The sequence below is a fragment of the Shewanella glacialimarina genome (assembly GCF_020511155.1).
GTDB classification, from domain to species: Bacteria; Pseudomonadota; Gammaproteobacteria; order Enterobacterales; family Shewanellaceae; genus Shewanella; species Shewanella glacialimarina.
In genome coordinates this window covers 1,882,206-1,899,898 of the sequence record NZ_CP041216.1, presented here as the reverse complement: position 1 = coordinate 1,899,898, position 17,693 = coordinate 1,882,206, and the positions used below count along the sequence as shown (strand labels likewise).

17 protein-coding genes and 1 pseudogene are annotated in these 17,693 nt (G+C 41.2%); 4 read left to right on the top strand and 14 right to left on the bottom strand.

The window, feature by feature from the left end; all coding sequences use genetic code 11:
• Positions 1-9 precede the first annotated feature (9 nt).
• The 3 genes from FJ709_RS08165 to FJ709_RS08155 are packed head-to-tail and all read left to right on the top strand — an operon-like array spanning position 10 to position 1,542.
• Positions 10-804 (top strand): DUF1538 domain-containing protein, encoded by a 795-nt coding sequence (locus FJ709_RS08165; protein ID WP_226415312.1) that lies wholly within the window; start codon positions 10-12, stop codon positions 802-804.
• Entirely contained in the window at positions 794-1,144 is a 351-nt protein-coding gene (locus FJ709_RS08160; RefSeq protein WP_226415310.1) for a P-II family nitrogen regulator, read from the top strand. Before FJ709_RS08165 ends, FJ709_RS08160 begins: the two co-directional genes overlap by 11 nt.
• The gene (locus FJ709_RS08155) at positions 1,141-1,542 is read left to right on the top strand and encodes a CBS domain-containing protein (protein ID WP_226415308.1); all 402 of its coding nucleotides are present in this window, start codon (positions 1,141-1,143) and stop codon (positions 1,540-1,542) included. Before FJ709_RS08160 ends, FJ709_RS08155 begins: the two co-directional genes overlap by 4 nt.
• Before the next feature lie 103 nt (positions 1,543-1,645).
• Here FJ709_RS08155 and FJ709_RS08150 read toward each other — a convergent pair whose 3' ends face one another.
• The 11 genes from FJ709_RS08150 to sdhC all read right to left on the bottom strand — a co-directional run bounded on the left by FJ709_RS08150 (position 1,646) and on the right by sdhC (position 13,323).
• Positions 1,646-2,050: an NUDIX hydrolase gene (locus FJ709_RS08150; protein ID WP_226415306.1), complete on the bottom strand. Its 405-nt coding sequence runs from the start codon at positions 2,048-2,050 to the stop codon at positions 1,646-1,648.
• A 308-nt stretch (positions 2,051-2,358) separates the two neighbouring features.
• Positions 2,359-2,556: a hypothetical protein gene (locus tag FJ709_RS08145; RefSeq protein WP_226415304.1), complete on the bottom strand. Its 198-nt coding sequence runs from the start codon at positions 2,554-2,556 to the stop codon at positions 2,359-2,361.
• 117 nt (positions 2,557-2,673) lie between these two features.
• Positions 2,674-3,600, bottom strand: coding sequence for an AEC family transporter (locus tag FJ709_RS08140; protein ID WP_226415302.1), 927 nt, complete (start codon positions 3,598-3,600; stop codon positions 2,674-2,676).
• Positions 3,601-3,708: 108 nt separating this feature from the next.
• Positions 3,709-4,581 (bottom strand): succinate--CoA ligase subunit alpha, encoded by an 873-nt coding sequence (gene sucD / locus FJ709_RS08135; RefSeq protein ID WP_226415300.1) that lies wholly within the window; start codon positions 4,579-4,581, stop codon positions 3,709-3,711.
• The gene (gene sucC / locus FJ709_RS08130) at positions 4,581-5,747 is read right to left on the bottom strand and encodes an ADP-forming succinate--CoA ligase subunit beta (RefSeq protein WP_226415298.1); all 1,167 of its coding nucleotides are present in this window, start codon (positions 5,745-5,747) and stop codon (positions 4,581-4,583) included. The genes sucD and sucC overlap by 1 nt, the downstream gene beginning before the upstream one ends.
• A 76-nt stretch (positions 5,748-5,823) precedes the next feature.
• Positions 5,824-7,023: a 2-oxoglutarate dehydrogenase complex dihydrolipoyllysine-residue succinyltransferase gene (odhB, locus tag FJ709_RS08125; RefSeq protein ID WP_226415296.1), complete on the bottom strand. Its 1,200-nt coding sequence runs from the start codon at positions 7,021-7,023 to the stop codon at positions 5,824-5,826.
• Positions 7,024-7,051: 28 nt separating this feature from the next.
• Positions 7,052-9,874: a 2-oxoglutarate dehydrogenase E1 component gene (sucA, locus tag FJ709_RS08120; RefSeq protein WP_226415294.1), complete on the bottom strand. Its 2,823-nt coding sequence runs from the start codon at positions 9,872-9,874 to the stop codon at positions 7,052-7,054.
• A gap of 222 nt (positions 9,875-10,096) precedes the next feature.
• Complete coding sequence (locus FJ709_RS08115) at positions 10,097-10,804, bottom strand: succinate dehydrogenase iron-sulfur subunit (RefSeq protein ID WP_226415291.1); 708 nt, start codon at positions 10,802-10,804, stop codon at positions 10,097-10,099.
• 15 nt (positions 10,805-10,819) lie between these two features.
• Positions 10,820-12,586 (bottom strand): succinate dehydrogenase flavoprotein subunit, encoded by a 1,767-nt coding sequence (sdhA, locus tag FJ709_RS08110; RefSeq protein ID WP_226415288.1) that lies wholly within the window; start codon positions 12,584-12,586, stop codon positions 10,820-10,822.
• Positions 12,587-12,934: a succinate dehydrogenase, hydrophobic membrane anchor protein gene (gene sdhD / locus FJ709_RS08105; protein ID WP_226415285.1), complete on the bottom strand. Its 348-nt coding sequence runs from the start codon at positions 12,932-12,934 to the stop codon at positions 12,587-12,589.
• The gene (gene sdhC, locus FJ709_RS08100) at positions 12,928-13,323 is read right to left on the bottom strand and encodes a succinate dehydrogenase cytochrome b556 subunit (protein ID WP_226415282.1); all 396 of its coding nucleotides are present in this window, start codon (positions 13,321-13,323) and stop codon (positions 12,928-12,930) included. Before sdhC ends, sdhD begins: the two co-directional genes overlap by 7 nt.
• Before the next feature lie 416 nt (positions 13,324-13,739).
• Here sdhC and FJ709_RS08095 point away from each other — a divergent pair, with 416 nt between their 5' ends.
• Positions 13,740-15,026 (top strand): citrate synthase, encoded by a 1,287-nt coding sequence (locus FJ709_RS08095; protein WP_226415279.1) that lies wholly within the window; start codon positions 13,740-13,742, stop codon positions 15,024-15,026.
• Positions 15,027-15,705: 679 nt separating this feature from the next.
• Here FJ709_RS08095 and FJ709_RS08090 read toward each other — a convergent pair.
• From FJ709_RS08090 to FJ709_RS08080, 3 genes and pseudogenes are all read right to left on the bottom strand, one after another.
• Entirely contained in the window at positions 15,706-16,152 is a 447-nt protein-coding gene (locus FJ709_RS08090) for a hypothetical protein (protein WP_226415277.1), read from the bottom strand.
• Positions 16,130-16,456, bottom strand: a pseudogene (locus tag FJ709_RS08085) (N-acetylmuramidase family protein); the annotation flags it as partial. The pseudogene FJ709_RS08085 and the gene FJ709_RS08090, both read right to left, overlap by 23 nt.
• Before the next feature lie 66 nt (positions 16,457-16,522).
• A protein-coding gene (locus FJ709_RS08080; RefSeq protein WP_226410792.1) for an IS3 family transposase occupies positions 16,523-17,679 on the bottom strand; the annotation gives its coding sequence in 2 pieces (ribosomal slippage) (positions 16,523-17,433 and positions 17,433-17,679; 1,158 coding nt in all).
• Positions 17,680-17,693: the final 14 nt, after the last annotated feature.

Sequence of the window (17,693 nt, the reverse complement as noted above, 5' to 3'; positions counted from 1 at the left end):
GGAGCCAACATGTTTTATCTGCTATTGGAAACCTTATTACTGACAGCCAGAGATGTGGTGCCCATTGCGGTTATCTTATTTGGCTTTCAATTAGGCGTACTAAAACGCCCTATTCCTAACTGGCGTAAAGTGGCCTTAGGTTTCATTTATGTCATTGTGGGTTTGACTTTTTTCTTAGTCGGATTAGAGATGGCGTTATTCCCTATAGGCGAAAGCATGGCCAATCAGCTCACCACAGCAGAATTTTTGCATCCTGACGGCGCGCCAACACCGTTTATTTGGCAAGATTATTTATGGGTATACATATTTGCTGCGGCCATTGGCTTTAGTACCACAATTGCAGAACCTTCACTGATTGCGGTGGCAATTAAAGCCAATGAAGTATCTGGTGGTACTGTTGGCATCCAAGGCCTGCGCATATCGGTTGCTATTGGTGTTGCCTTTGGTATCGCATTAGGCTGTTTTCGTATCGTAGTTGGCGATCCCATTCATTACTACATCATGGGGGGTTACATCATAGTGGTCATTCAAACCTTTTACGCCCCTAAAATGATTATTCCATTGGCATATGACTCTGGCGGAGTCACCACCTCAACCGTTACCGTGCCTCTCGTTGCCGCATTAGGATTAGGTTTAGCGACTAATGTGGAAGGTCGTAACCCTTTAATTGATGGCTTTGGCCTGATCGCTTTTGCCAGTTTATTTCCGATTATTTCCGTGATGGCCTATGCCCAAATAGTCGAATACATCTCTAAACGTAAAGCTGCCACTGAGCAGCAAGAGGAACATACAGATGCGCTTTAAATTAATTGTTGCCTTTGTGGATGATGATTGCACAGATGAGATCCTAGATGCTGCTCGCGAAGCCGGCGCAACTGGAGCCACAGTCATTAATCATGCAAGAGGTGAAGGTCTGGTAAAGAAAAAAACCTTTATGGGCTTAGGCTTAGATGTACAGCGTGATGTTATTTTCTGGTTAGTTGAAGAACACATGTCACGTCATATTTTGGAGACAATTTCTAAAGTGGGTAAATTTGATACCAATAAAGGCCGCGGCATCGCCATTCAAATAGATGTTGAAGACGCCGTGGGTGTGGCGCATCAAGTACAACAGCTGACCAAAGAGATTGAGGATCAAATATGAACGTTAGGACCCCTGTAAGAAACCGTGATGTGTTAAATCAAGACTATGCCATGGTAGATGGCACAATTACAGTTTCAGAAGCAATTGCCACCGCTGTTGCCAATAATGTCAAAGTGTTAGTAGTCAATAAACGCACTGAACATGACGAGTATGGCTTGGTATTGATGAGTGATATTGCGCGCAAAGTTTTGGCCAAAGACAAGTCTCCGGATCGCACCAATGTATATGAAATTATGATTAAACCGGTGTTTTCTGTTTCAGCTGATATGGATGTGCGCTATACAGCCAGATTATTTGAGCGTTTTGGCATTAACAAAGCACCAGTATTAGAAGACAACGACATCAAAGGATTTGTAACCTATGACGATATTGTATTAAAAGGCATGATTGACAAGTAAATGGGTCGGAACATCAATTGTTATATGCGTCTGGATTAACAAAGATTGTCAAAGTCTGAGTTTATTAGCAGACGCATTGTTTTACCAGTACATAGCACTACTTTTAGAAAACTTTGCTATCAACTTTCCCAGAAAAATCTAAGCAAGCTTTGACCCGAATTTGCTGCACTGTAGATAGATCAGCAATATCGAAATATTGGTACTCGCTGTGTTCTGAACTTAATGCAATCATGGTTACATCCATAATATTGCATTTAAAAATAAACACCTGTGATTGATAAGCACCGTGATAATAAACGCCCGACAGATAGTCAATTGCAATATCGCAACCTAACTCTTCTAAACACTCACGTATAACGGCTTGATGTATGGTTTCACCTAACTCTAACGCGCCACCAGGCAAGCCCCAATGTTTAGCGCCATAGGTCGCTTTAAGTTGTAATACCTGCCCTTCATCATTAGTTATTACCGCATGGGCACTCAGCCGAAACATATCATTAAACGCCATCTGCATTCCTTTTAATATTGTCATCACTCAATTAATAAAAGCTTATGAATAACACGCTCTAACCAGAGATCGACTGTAACAGCCGTTATCTGCCATTCAATGATGATTTTATAGCGCTGCACTATAAAAAATTCGATGTATAAAAGTGCCTTACCTTAAGTTGAGGATAAGTCGCAGTCATACATCGAGTTCAAATAACCTAGCGAAGACTTAATAAGCACTGTTCTAGCGCTTAATGGGCGGCTAATAAATGACTAATTAGCATCAAATTAACGTTGAACTAGCTGAATATTTGATCATTAAACACATTATCGATTAGCATAAAAAGAAAAATATTCTCTGACTTCTTTTTCAACACTTGGAGGGCTCTCTAATTCAACATAATCCCTTCCCGAAACAAATTCATTTGCTTGAATGGCAAAACTTATATTCACGAGTATAAGCACCAATAATTTAAGCAATAAATTGGTCTTAAAATATGTTTCATAGGTGTTTATTAGTTGCATGACTCATTCCTTGTCTTATAAAAAAAACAGCCTTAATCTAACTTTATATATCAGCAATATACGCAGCACTTACACCCCATACAAGCCAAATAACGGTTAACAAAAAAACGTTAAAATTTATAACAAAAAAAATAACCACAAGCTAAAGCTGAATACCGAGAGCAATGTCGATAGCACTACCGTACTGCCTAAAGTCGACTCATGTTGTTTAAGTTCAGTGGCAATTAAGTAGGCATTAACCCCTAAAGGTGAAGCGCTGAGCAACACAAGCATGGTCGTTTTTTGGCTTTCTAAATTAAATACCATCACCGACATCAGGTAAACAAGTGCTGGAAGCAACAGAATTTTTAACCCACTCGCCAATAACGCTAACCGCCAACTGTCGCCTATTTTATAAAAACTTAAATTAGCACCAAGTACAAATAAAGCACACGCTAAGGCTGGTTTTGAAAGTAACGTAAGGCTTTCCTGTAAATGTGTGCCTAAATTGAGACCAACAGCGTTGGCTGCAATCCCTAAACTAATACTCATCACAACCGGGTTTAACACCATAGAACGAGTAAATTTTCTCCAAGAGAAACCCTGTTCGTGTGCTCTTGCTGCCAGAATAAAAGTTAACGCAAACAAACAAGCGCTATGAAATGTAATAATCATAAATACTTGCCCTATCATCGCCTGACCTAATGCGGCAATAATTATCGGTAAACCAACTAGTACGGTATTGGAGTAGCTTGAGCCTAAGGCAAAAACAGCACTGGCGTCTCGGCTTCTAAATTGAATCGGATTAAAGCGGCGATTAATACGATAACCCAAAGTGAAAATGATCAGTACGGGAATATAGAAAGACAATAATGTATAGATGTCGATACTTTCAGATAAAGGTGCTGCCAGCATATTGATAAACAAAAAGGCTGGAATACTGACATAAAAGGTAAATTTACTAATGCCGCTTATATGCTCTTTAGTGAAAAACTCAAAGCGTGTCAATAGGTAACCCAAAGCTACCATAAATATTAACGGAAAAATGATCCCAAAAATCGACATAACGACTTATCTCAAACCATGCTTATTGATTTAATAAATATCAATAAAGGTACAAATTAAAAACAAAAAAGGCGCCTAAGCGCCTTTTAAACTAGTGAGGTAATGATATTACCAACCAGTACGAGTACGCAGTGCTTTACCAATGTCAGCTAAAGAGCGAACAGTAGTTACGCCTGCTGCTTCAAGAGCCGCAAACTTATCTTCAGCCGTACCTTTACCGCCAGCGATAATTGCGCCAGCATGGCCCATGCGCTTACCTTCTGGTGCAGTAACACCAGCAATGTAAGATACAACAGGCTTAGTAACGTGTGCTTTGATATAAGCAGCAGCTTCTTCTTCAGCATTACCACCGATTTCACCGATCATTACAATAGCTTCAGTCTGTGGATCGTTTTGGAACATTTCCAATACGTCGATGAAGTTAGTGCCAGGAATTGGATCGCCACCGATACCTACACAAGTAGATTGGCCGAAACCTTCATCAGTAGTTTGCTTAACCGCTTCGTACGTTAATGTACCAGAACGAGAAACAATACCCACTTTTCCAGGTAAATGGATGTGACCAGGCATAATACCAATCTTACATTCACCAGGAGTGATAACACCTGGGCAGTTAGGACCGATCATGCGAACACCAGTTTCTTCAAGCTTAACTTTCACTTGAAGCATATCAAGTGTAGGAATGCCTTCAGTGATACAAACGATCAACTCAATGCCTGCATCGATTGCTTCAAGAATTGCATCTTTACAAAATGGTGCAGGTACGTAGATAACAGATGCTGTTGCACCTGTTTCTGCTACTGCGTCTTTGACAGTGTTAAACACTGGAAGACCTAAATGGATTTGACCACCTTTACCAGGAGAAACACCACCAACCATTTGCGTGCCATAAGCAATCGCCTGCTCAGAGTGGAAAGTACCCTGACCACCAGTGAAACCTTGACAGATTACCTTGGTATCTTTGTTAATTAAAACAGACATTATTTGCCCTCCGCAGCTTTAACAACTTGCTCAGCCGCGTCAGTTAGACTTGTTGCCGCGATGATATCAAGACCAGACTTAGCCAATACTTCACGACCTAATTCGGCGTTAGTACCTTCAAGACGAACAACTACTGGCACTTTAACGCCAACTTCTTTAACTGCACCGATAATACCTTCAGCGATCATATCGCAACGTACGATACCACCGAAGATGTTAACTAATACTGCTTTAACATTGCTGTCAGAAAGAATGATTTTAAATGCTTCAGCAACACGTTCTTTAGTTGCTCCACCGCCAACGTCTAAGAAGTTAGCTGGCTTGCCGCCATGTAAGTTTACGATGTCCATTGTACCCATTGCTAGGCCGGCACCGTTAACCATACAACCTACGTTACCGTCTAAAGCAACATAGTTTAATTCAAATTTAGCAGCATGTGCTTCACGAGCATCATCTTGTGATGGATCGTGCATCGCTTTGATTTTTGGCTGACGATATAATGCGTTGCCATCAATACCGATTTTGCCATCTAAACAGTGAAGGTTGCCTTCAGTAGTGATAACAAGCGGGTTGATTTCTAATAACGCAAAATCATGGTCGTTAAACATGTTCGCAAGACCCATAAAGATCTTAGTGAACTGCTTCATTTGAGTTGGGTTTAAACCTAACTTGAAGCCAAGATCACGAGCTTGGAAAGCTTGAGGACCTGTTAACGGATCAATGATAGCTGTGTGGATTAGCTCTGGCGTATGTTCAGCCACAGTCTCGATATCAACACCACCTTCAGTAGACGCCATAAACACAACGCGACGAGTGCTACGATCAACTACTGCACCTAGGTACAATTCGTTAGCGATGTCAGTACAGCTTTCAACTAGAATTTTAGCAACTGGCTGACCTTTAGCGTCAGTCTGGTACGTTACTAAGTTCTTGCCTAACCAGTTTTCAGCGAAGGCTCTGATTTCGTCTTTATTACCGGTAACTTTAACGCCACCTGCTTTACCACGGCCGCCTGCGTGTACTTGACACTTAACAACCCATAAGTTTCCGCCAATGTGGCCTGCTGCTTCTACTGCTTCTTGAGCTGTATCACATGCAAAGCCTTCAGAGACTGGTAAACCATATTCGGCAAATAAAGATTTTGCCTGATACTCATGCAAATTCATGATGATCTATCCATATACTTCTAATCAAATCCAACTGGCTCAATATGAGCCAGCGACGAGGGGTTTATCTAACTACTTATAAATCAAGTAGTAGACGAGTTGGATCTTCTAAGAAGTCTTTAATTGCGACTAAGAAGCCAACTGACTCACGACCATCAACAATACGATGATCGTAAGAGAGTGCTAGGTACATCATTGGCAAGATTTCAACCTGACCATTGACTGCCATTGGGCGATCTTTAATAGCATGCATGCCTAAGATTGCACTTTGTGGCAGATTTAAAATCGGCGTAGACATTAACGAGCCAAACACGCCACCGTTAGTTACGGTGAAGTTACCGCCGGTCATGTCTGCAACAGACAACTTACCGTCACGGCCTTTGATTGCGAGTTCACGTACCGCTTTTTCAATTTCAGCTAAGTTCATGGTATCGGTGTCACGTAATACTGGTGTTACCAGGCCACGAGGAGTTGATACTGCAATGCTGATATCAAAATAGTTGTGATAAATAATATCATCGCCATCAATTGAAGCATTAACTTCAGGGAAACGTTTTAGCGCTTCAGTTACCGCTTTGATGTAGAAAGACATAAAGCCTAAACGAATGCCGTGACGCTTTTCAAAAATATCTTGATATTGCTTACGGATATCCATGATTGGCTTCATGTTCACTTCGTTAAACGTAGTTAACATAGCGGTAGAATTTTTAGCTTCTAACAAACGTTTTGCAATCGTTTTACGCAAACGAGTCATAGGAACACGTTTCTCGCTACGACCTTCTAACGGTGCAACTGGTGCAGACACAGCTGCTGACTTTGCCGCTGGTGCTGATTTAGCGAACGCTTCAACATCTTCTTTAGTGATACGTCCGCCAACACCTGTACCTTTAATTTTTGCAGCATCAAGATTATGCTCAGCAATTAAACGACGCACTGATGGGCTTAATGCATCGTTTGATTCGTCAGAACTTGGCTCTGATGCAACTTCAGCAGCAGGCGCTGTCGCCTCAGCTTTAGTCACTTCTTGTCCAGACACGGCACCTGCAATAAATCTTGCAATAACTTGCTCACCTAAAACGGTGTCGCCTTCTTCAAATAATAATTCAGAAATTGAACCGTCTTCTGGTGCAACAACTTCTAGAACAACTTTGTCGGTCTCGATATCAACTAAGTTTTGATCGCGAGACACCTGTTCACCAGGCTTAACGTGCCAAGTAGCAATTGTTGCATCAGCAACAGACTCTGGTAATACGGGTACCTTAATTTCGATACTCATGGAAAGCTTCCCTTTATATAAATTATCTTTACGACAGTTTTAATGCGCTATTAACTAATGATTCTTGCTGATGTACATGCAACCCTGGATAACCACACGCTGGCGCAGCTGACGCTTCACGACCAGCATACGTTAATTGAGCGCCTGCAGGAATGTTAGCCCAGAAGTGATGCTGACTACAGTACCACGCACCTTGGTTTTGAGGCTCCTCCTGACACCAAACAAAATCAGTAACATGTTGATATTTCTCTAATGCCGCACGCATTTCCACATCAGGGAAAGGATACAGCTGCTCAACACGAATAATGGCTATGTTAGTGATATTTTCTTTACGACGTTTTTCAAGTAACTCGAAATACACCTTACCGCTACAGAACACAACTCTGTCAACTTTACTTGCCTCTAAAGTATCAATTTCACCAATGATATTTTGGAAAGTACCTTCAGCAAGCTCTTCTAGGCTAGACACAGCTAATGGGTGACGTAGCAAAGATTTTGGTGACATCACCACTAGTGGACGACGCATTGGCCGTACCACTTGGCGACGTAACATGTGATAAACCTGCGCCGGTGTTGATGGAACACATACCTGCATATTATGGTTAGCACATAACTGTAAGAAACGTTCTAAACGAGCACTGGAATGCTCAGGCCCCTGACCTTCATAACCATGTGGTAATAACATTGTTAAGCCACATAAGCGGCCCCACTTTTGTTCACCAGACGATAAGAATTGGTCAATAACCACTTGAGCACAGTTAACAAAGTCACCAAACTGTGCTTCCCAAATGGTTAATCCACCTGGTTCTGCTGTGGCATAGCCGTACTCAAATGCTAATACAGACGCTTCAGATAATACTGAATCAGTAATATCAATCGGTGCTTGCTCTTCTGCTACATTACGCAAAGGTAAATAGGTTGTACCGTCTTTTTGATTATGTAATACCGCATGACGATGGAAGAAAGTACCACGGCCAGAGTCTTGGCCAGTAATACGCACACGTTTTTTGTCTTCAAGGATAGAAGCATAGGCTAAAGTTTCTGCGAAACCCCAGTCGAGTAACTTCTCACCTTTTGCCATTGAGAGGCGGTCAGCACAAATTTTGGCAACACGTGATTGCAACGTATGATTTTCAGGAATATCGACTAACTTATTCGCTAAGTTTTGTAGACGTTCCATTGACATAGAACCTGCGTAATCTTCATCCCATTCGCGATTCAGATAAGGTGTCCAGTCAACGGTATGTAACGTCATTGGACGCCACTCTTTGACCACACAGTCACCGGCATCAAGCGCATCACGGTAATGATTAATTAAGCCAGTAACTTCATCAGCAGCAATGCTGTTTTCAGCAATTAACTTATCAGCATAAATTTTACGCGGCGTTGGGTGTTTTTTAATTTTTGCGTACATCAACGGCTGTGTTGCACTAGGTTCATCAGCCTCGTTATGGCCATGACGACGATAACAAACTAAATCAATCACCACATCACGCTTAAACTCATTACGGTAATCCACAGCCAGCTGCGAAATAAACGCAACAGCTTCAGGGTCATCTGAGTTAACGTGGAAAATCGGTGCCTGAACCATCTTAGCAATATCAGTACAGTATTCTGTTGACCGGACATCTGCATGGTTAGATGTGGTAAAACCAACCTGGTTATTAACCACGATGCGGATACTACCACCCACTGTAAAACCACGGGTTTGAGACATGTTAAATGTCTCTTGTACGATACCCTGCCCAGTAATAGCTGAGTCACCATGAATGGTAATGGGCATAACTTGTAAGCCATCTTTACAGCCGCGACGATCTTGACGAGCGCGTACGGAACCGATAACCACTGGGTTAACGATCTCAAGGTGTGATGGATTAAAAGCTAACGCTAAGTGAACATTGCCACCTGGCGTTTCAAAATCTGATGAGAACCCTTGGTGATATTTAACGTCACCTGAACCATGCGTGTCTGCATGCTTGCCAGCAAACTCGTCAAATAATTCACTAGGACGTTTACCGAGCACGTTAATGAGTAAGTTTAAACGGCCACGGTGAGCCATACCTACGACGATTTCTTTAGTTCCCGCTTCACCTGCACGGTAAATGATTTCGCGCATCATTGGAACAAGCGAATCACCACCTTCTAAAGAGAAACGTTTAGCGCCTGGAAATTTTGCACCTAAGTATTTTTCAATACCTTCAGCAGCATTTAGGCCTTCAAGAATACGTTTTTTAACCGCATTGTCGTAATTAGCCTTACCTAAGGTTGGCTCTAGACGTTGCTGGATCCAACGTTTTTCGTCGGTATCAGTGATGTGCATATATTCCGCACCAATCGAGCCACAGTAGCTACTCTTAAGGGCAAAAATAATATCCGCAAGTTTCATGGTCTCACCGCCTAATGCGAATGAACCCGTGTTGAACTCACGCTGCATATCTTCAGCGGTTAAGCCGTGGTAAGCAGGATCTAGCTCTTGAACCAAGTCACGCTTCCACATACCTAATGGATCTAGGTTAGCATTTTGATGACCACGGAAACGATGAGCGTTAATTAATTGCAGTACTTTAACCTGCTTTGCATCTAACTCTGGGTCACTGACACGAGCAGCCCCTTTCGCACGGCTTTCTAAGGCTAAACTACGAAAATAGTCACGAACTTTAGAGTGGGAAACCTCTGGTACTTCAACAGAACTACCATTAACAGGTGGGAGATTATCAAAAACGACCTGCCAATCAGCGGAAACTGATTGCGGATCTTCTTGATAGGCTTCATACATCTCTTCTACATAGGTCGCATTCGAACCACTTAAGTGAGACGACTCGAGCCAGGCTTTCATGATGCCTTGGTGCATTGTTATTCCTTTCAAACTTGATACACGTGCTAGCCATAATGCATAACAATTAACACAATCGTCATGCTTAACTTCTATCTCTGCCAAAGACTTGTACTAAATAACGGATCTAACAAATTAATGACAAAGGTAATCCGTAAACACACAAAAGAGCCATCTCCAATATGAAGATGACTCTCATAAAGAGCTAATTAAACGAATTTAAAGGCTCTTCTGTGTTCATTAAACAGCTCGTTTCAATAACATTGACTTGATATGACCGATGGCTTTAGTTGGGTTGAGTCCTTTAGGACAAACATCAACACAGTTCATAATTCCGTGACAACGGAACACACTGTAAGCATCGTCAAGCTCAGATAAACGCTCTTCAGTAGCGGTATCACGGCTGTCAATTAAGAAACGATACGCATGTAATAAACCACTTGGTCCGATAAACTTATCTGGATTCCACCAGAAAGAAGGACAAGCCGTAGAACAACATGCACACATGATACATTCGTATAAACCATCTAAATGCTCGCGCTCTTCAGGTGATTGTAAATGCTCACGCGCAGGGGCCTTTTCATCGTTGATAAGATAAGGCTTAATTTTTTCGTATTGCTTATAGAACTGAGTTAGATCAACGACCAAATCTCGCACTACTGGCATGCCTGGCAAAGGACGAACTACAATTTTTTTCCCTTTAAAGGTCGAAATTGGCGTAATACACGCTAAGCCGTTTTTACCATTCATGTTAACACCGTCAGAACCACACACGCCTTCACGGCATGAACGACGAAACGCAATTGTTGGGTCTTGTTCTTTCAGCTTAATTAATGCATCTAACACCATCATATCAGAGCCATCAGGCACTTCTAAGGTGTAGTCCTTCATATAAGGCTTGGTATCTACATCAGAATTATAACGATACAATGCAAATGTTAATTTCATCTTTGCAACTCCTGCCTAATAGGTACGTTTTACCGGTGGAAACGCATCACGTAATTTAGGTGTCATATTGACATCACGTTTTGTCATAGCTTGTGTTTTTGGATCATACAAGCTGTGGCATAACCAGTTATCATCATCACGCTCTAAATAATCTTCACGAGAATGTGCACCACGGCTTTCAGTACGGAAGTTAGCTGCATAAGCAGTTGCCAGCGCTGTTGACATTAAGTTATCTAATTCTAAACATTCAATACGTTGAGTATTAAATTCATCAGAATTATCAGATAGCTTAGCCTTCTCAAGACGCTTTTGGATTGCTTGTAGCTGTTCTAGACCTTCTGCCATGGAATCACCACTGCGGAAAACAGAGAAATTTAACTGCATACACAATTGAAGCTCTTTACGGATAACCGAAGGGTCTTCACCGTCTTTGTTGCTTTCCCAACGATTAAGACGAGCAAGTGATGCACTAATTTCTACGTCTGTGGCCGGTTTTGGATCAGGTGTAGCGTCTAAAGCTTTACCTAAGTGCTGACCTGCTGCACGACCAAATACCACTAAATCAAGAAGAGAGTTACCACCTAAGCGATTGGCACCGTGTACTGAAACACAAGCTATTTCACCTACAGCAAATAAACCTAGTACGTCTTGCTCAGTACCATCAACATTCTGACGAATAACTTGACCACTGACTTTAGTCGGTAAACCACCCATCATATAATGACAAGTTGGAATAACAGGAATTGGACCATCAGCCGGATCAATGTGAGCAAAAGTACGTGATAATTCACACACACCGGGAAGACGGGCTTCAAGGGTCTCTTTGCCTAAATGATCAAGCTTAAGTAATAAGTGTGGACCTAAAGGACCATCTAAACCACGACCTTCACGAATTTCAGTCATCATTGAACGTGCTACCACGTCACGCGATGCTAAATCTTTGGCATTGGGTGCATAACGTTCCATGAAACGTTCGCCATCTTTATTTAAAAGATATCCACCTTCGCCGCGACAACCTTCAGTCACCAATGTACCTGCGCCAGCAATACCCGTAGGGTGGAACTGCCACATTTCCATGTCTTGTAACTGAACACCAGCACGAGCCGCAATACCAACGCCATCACCAGTATTGATGTGCGCATTAGTGGTTGACGCATAAATACGCCCTGCTCCGCCAGTTGCTAAAATAGTTGCTTTTGCTTTGAAATAAACAATGTTGCCGGTTTCAATTTCAATCGCAGTACAACCAACAACAACGTCATCTTCATTTTTAACAAGATCTAAAGCATACCATTCAGAATAAACATCTGTTTTATGCTTGACGTTTTGTTGATACAAACAATGCAATAGTGCATGACCTGTTCGGTCTGCGGCAGCAGCGGTACGCGCAGCTTGCTCACCACCAAAGTTTCTTGATTGGCCACCAAAAGGTCGTTGGTAGATAGTGCCATTTTCGAAACGAGAGAATGGTAAACCCATTTGCTCAAGTTCGATAATCGCTTCTGGACCGGTTTTACACATAAACTCAATGGCTTCTTGGTCGCCGATAAAATCAGAACCTTTCACCGTATCGTACATGTGTTGTTCCCAGTGATCTTCATGCGCATTACCTAACGCAACAGTGATACCACCTTGCGCAGACACGGTATGAGAACGAGTAGGAAACACTTTTGATAAAAGCGCACAGCTTTTACCTTCTTTAGAAATCTGTAATGCTGCTCGCATACCAGCGCCACCGGCGCCAATCACGATTGCATCAAATTCGCGTACTGGAATACTCACTTATACACCCCACACTATCACGATGCCGGCCGCTAAATAACTGAATGCGGTCACAACGAAGGTAAATTGTAATACACCACGTAACGATGTGCTTTTTACATAGTCAGTCAATACTTGCCATACACCAATCCAAGCGTGGACGAGTAAAGCAACTAAGGCTAACAGAGTAAATACTTTCATCGGCAATGCGCTAAACAAGCCATGCCAAATTTCGAAAGTCAGTGGAGAACTACACGCAATAAATCCCACCAAGAAAATAGTATAACAAGCTAGGATTACCGCACTGGCGCGTAGTAAAATATAGTCATGGACACCACTACGTCCAAAACTTGCTGCGTTAGTTACCATACCCAAATCCCCGCTATGATAGAAAAGGTTGCTGCTAAAGCAAACATCACTTTAGCTGAAGCTATACCTGAAGCTAGCTCTTCCCAACGACCAGTATCCATAATCAAATGACGTATGCCACCTAATAAGTGATATCCAAGCGCGGTTAGAATGCCCCAAAGGATGAACTTCATTACGAAACCATCAAACAAGGTTTGTACGCTAGCGAAGCCTTCTGCAGAGGTTAAAGTAGAATTTAACAACCACAAAAGAATACCAATAGCGAATAGCATGATGACACCGGAAATGCGGTGTAGGATAGATGCGATAGCTGTCGCAGGGAAGCTTATCGTCTGCAGGTCTAGATGGACAGGTCTTTGCTTTTTCACGTTCTGCTCACTCAGCTCCATTGAGCATTATTTTTTTATGTATCTCTTTTTTGCTTTAAACGCATCAAGGTCAAAAAATGTTTATTACATTATTTGAGCAAAAAAGAAATTACTATCAAACATCTAAGCAATTGAGAAATCACTAGTTTAGTTTGTAAAGTAATTATTTCTAAAGTGTGATGTTTGTCGCCCTTAGGGACGTAGGCAAGTATACTCGTGAGAATTGTCAAATACAAACATCACATTATGCAAATTCTGTTTTTTTATGATTTTTTTATTCTAAAGCCTATACCACAAGGCTTTCAGCTAGATATATACCTTGGTCTAACAAATTTAAACGCTTATTTAAATTGATCTGTCATCCCTATTCACTGTAAAGTAATGTCCGCTTAACATGCCGCACTCATAGATATAGAATGACGTAAGGAGAACGGGGTATGGCTGATAATATAGCCAAATTAGAGTTACCAGGTAACGATTCAATCGACTTACCAATCAAGAAAGGTACTGAAGGGTTTGATGTAATCGACATCAGTACATTAGGGAAGAAAGGTTATTTCACTTTCGATCCAGGCTTTCTAGCAACAGCTTCTTGTGAGTCTGCAATTACATATATCGATGGTGATCAAGGTATTTTATTACACCGTGGTTATCCGATTGATCAACTTGCAACTGAATCAACTTATTTAGATTTATGCTACTTGCTTTTATACGGAGAGCTACCGTCTAAGGCTGATTTCGACAAGTTTGAAGCTACAGTGAAAGAACACACTATGGTTCACGAGCAAATCGCTTTCTTCTTCCGCGGTTTCCGTCGTGACGCACACCCAATGGCAATGCTATGTGGTGTGACAGGTGCACTGTCTGCTTTCTATCAAGACTCTCTTGATGTAAACAATTCTAAGCATCGTGAAATAGCAGCTTATCGTTTGGTGTCAAAAATGCCTACGATTGCTGCAATGTGTTTCAAATACTCAATGGGTCAACCATTTGTGTATCCACGTAATGACTTAAGCTATGCGGGTAACTTCTTATCAATGATGTTCGCAACACCTTGCGAAGAATATAAAGTTAACCCTGTTGTAGAAAAAGCAATGGACCGTATTTTTGTACTCCATGCTGATCATGAACAAAATGCTTCGACATCTACTGTGCGTTTAGCTGGTTCTTCTGGTGCTAACCCATTTGCGTGTATCGCAGCGGGTATCGCATCACTATGGGGCCCTGCTCACGGCGGCGCAAACGAAGCTTGTCTTGCTATGCTTGAAGAGATTGGTTCTGTGGATCGTATCCCTGAGTTTATCGCCAAAGCGAAAGACAAGAATGACCCATTCCGCTTAATGGGCTTCGGACACCGCGTTTATAAGAACTTCGACCCTCGCGCAAAAGTGATGCGTGAAACCTGTCATGAAGTCTTAGAAGAGCTTAAAGTAGTCGATCCATTACTCGACGTAGCAATGGAACTTGAGCGTATTGCACTTGAAGATGAGTACTTCATCTCTAAGAAGCTATACCCGAACGTTGACTTCTACTCTGGTCTTATCATGAAAGCCATTGGTATTCCTAATGATATGTTTACAGTGCTATTTGCATTGTCACGTACCGTTGGCTGGATTTCACATTGGAAAGAAATGTTAGATCAACCAGGTCACAAAATCAGCCGCCCTCGTCAGTTATATACTGGTGAGTCAGCCCGTGAATTTGTGAGTTTAGACAAACGTTAATCTATTGATTAACCAAACTAAAAAAGCGCCGAAAGGCGCTTTTTTGTTATTTAAATTTAGATGTCGGTGACTATTAAACGTAGTGTATAAACCAACCCTAAACATCTTTGATGATTTATAATCGGTTAAAAGCATGTTTTTTGGAACATTTAATATTAAAAACTTTAACAGATTAAAGTCGTTTACAGTAAATCAATTTTGAGTTGGTGGTAGTTACACTCAAATTAGTCTTTGCTGATGACTCTATTATAATCCGGATCACCATTACCGGTGTGCAAGTTAAGAGGTACTAAACCTCTCCAAGAACCCATATTAATGGCTTTTTTACACCATAGTTCCAGCTTTTAGGAGCATTAATTAAGCTTTTTTGGCACCGCTCCGCGGCAACATTAATTGTTAAGTTGTGATCATCTATATCAATTGAATGATTCCACCTCGGACCTGCTGCGTTGGTGAAAGATATAACAATGACAAAGTAAACAAAAATGTTTTCCCCGTGTCAAAGTCTCTTCTGAAGAAACTCTTTTTTGAGAAATATAAACTGTAAAAGAAAACATAGGCGAAGGTATGAATGAGCCTGTTCAGCAAAATAGACCTGCTTTTCTAATTCATCATCTTGGTACATTTATTCTACTTTAATCACTTTGATTTTAGCAAGATAATGAACATTTTTAATTCACTAGAAATCTTCAATAGAGCCCAACTTACTAAAACCTGAATCATCACAAAGCCAATATTCTTTTTTACCATTTTTTTGTATTGTTACTGATGTTTCTTTAGTAATCATATTAAGTTCTTCGCTGTAGTAGTCACTCACGATAACTTCACTATCGCCGTGTGTAAAAGTAATACTGTGCTCAGTGGCTAAAGAGCGGTGGAAGCTCGATTTACTCACATCACTAATTAGCGTTGTATTAGCAAGCTTTGAACTTGCAATGTTAAATTGCTCTAATTTAAACGTGTTATCCATTTTATTAATAACAACATCAATCGATTTGGGCTGCTCAGCGTGGCATTTAAATATAATCTCTGCCTCATCACGCTGAGAGGCACTACACGATGCAACTAAAAATAAGGGTAAAACCCACAAAGCGTTAGAGAGTTTACTTTTTGTCATATTTTTCAAATGCCTTCTGTAATTTAACATCATACTTATTCTGTTCGTACTGCGACCCGTTATAACCTTTGGCAAATGAAGCCCAGTCTAGCGTTATTAGGTACTTTTCTAGCCCTTTATTCTTTACAAAGCTAACGAAAGCATCAAGCTGTTTTCTTTCTGAGCTGAACATTGCTTTAACAAATGCTTCTACGCTAGTAAAACCTGACTCACTATAATTAAAGCCCATAATTTGAAAACGCCCCCATGAAGTCGACTTCAAAGCCTCTGAAGAATCTAACGTCATGGCAACTTCAAGCCTTGCATACTCCTGGGAGCTACCGTTATATAAGCTTCGATTCCAAGTTCTGCTGGATACAGATGGGTTACTCTGTTCTGGTCAACTCCAACCGGACACTTTTCTAAAAGAAATTTCAAAATCTATCGGTGACTGATCAGCATTTGCCGAGTGCAGTCGCTCTAGATTGTAATATTTCATATATTTAGCTACATCATCACACATATGGTGACGAGTTGGCTGTGGTATTTTTAATAGCCAATCATGCTTTAAACTACCAAAGAAACGCTCCACAACTGCATTGTCCCAACACGCACCGACATCACCCATACTCGCTCGACAGTTCAATTGTTTTAATAAACGTCGATACCCTTTACTCGTATACTGCGAACCTCTATCGCTATGAAATACTAAGCCTTTAGGTGGTTTTCGCAAGTTGTAAGCCTTCAAAAATGCTTTCTCCACTAAGCTTCTCGTCATACGCTTAGAGATATGCCAGCCGACGATTCTGCGAGAATACAAATCCATTACAACGGCAAGATATAGCCAACCTTCACCTGTTTTAAGATAGCTCACATCACCTGCCCATACTTGGTTTGGCCCAACAGGATTAAAATTCATATTAAGCAAATTATCAGCCACGCTATCACTGTGTTTACGCTTTGTGGTGACTTTATAAGCCAGACGTTGCGTTACCACCAGTTTCAATCGCGCCATTAACTTAATAGTGCGATAACGTGTAATGCTAACCCCTTCTTTGCGTAATGCTTTAGCTAACTCTCTGCTACCTAGGCTGTTTCTACTGGCCTTGAATAATGCTTTAGCTCGACGAAATAATTCTAGAGTGTCAGCAGTGATAAGCTCACCAGGCCTTTTAAGCCAAACGTAATACGCTGACGAACTGACTTGCATCACTTTACACGCCATCGAAATAGGAAATTTCGACTCAAGATTATTGATAAATGAATACCTTACTTCATTTCTTTCGCAAAGAAGGCGCTGGCCTTTTTTAGTATTTCGCGCTCCATCAATAAGCGTTTATTCTCTTTACGCAATAACATGAGCTCAGTGCGTTCATCTACAGATAATGCATCGCCTTGAGTTAGCTTTTTTTGTTTAGCCACCCAGTTATAAAGAATTTTATCTGTAATACCTAAAGACGCTGCTGCTTGGACTATCGTGTAATTTTGTTCAAGAACCAAAGCGACAGCTTCTTGTTTAAAATCATCTGGATATTGTTTATTTATTCGTTTAGTCATATTCACCTCAATAA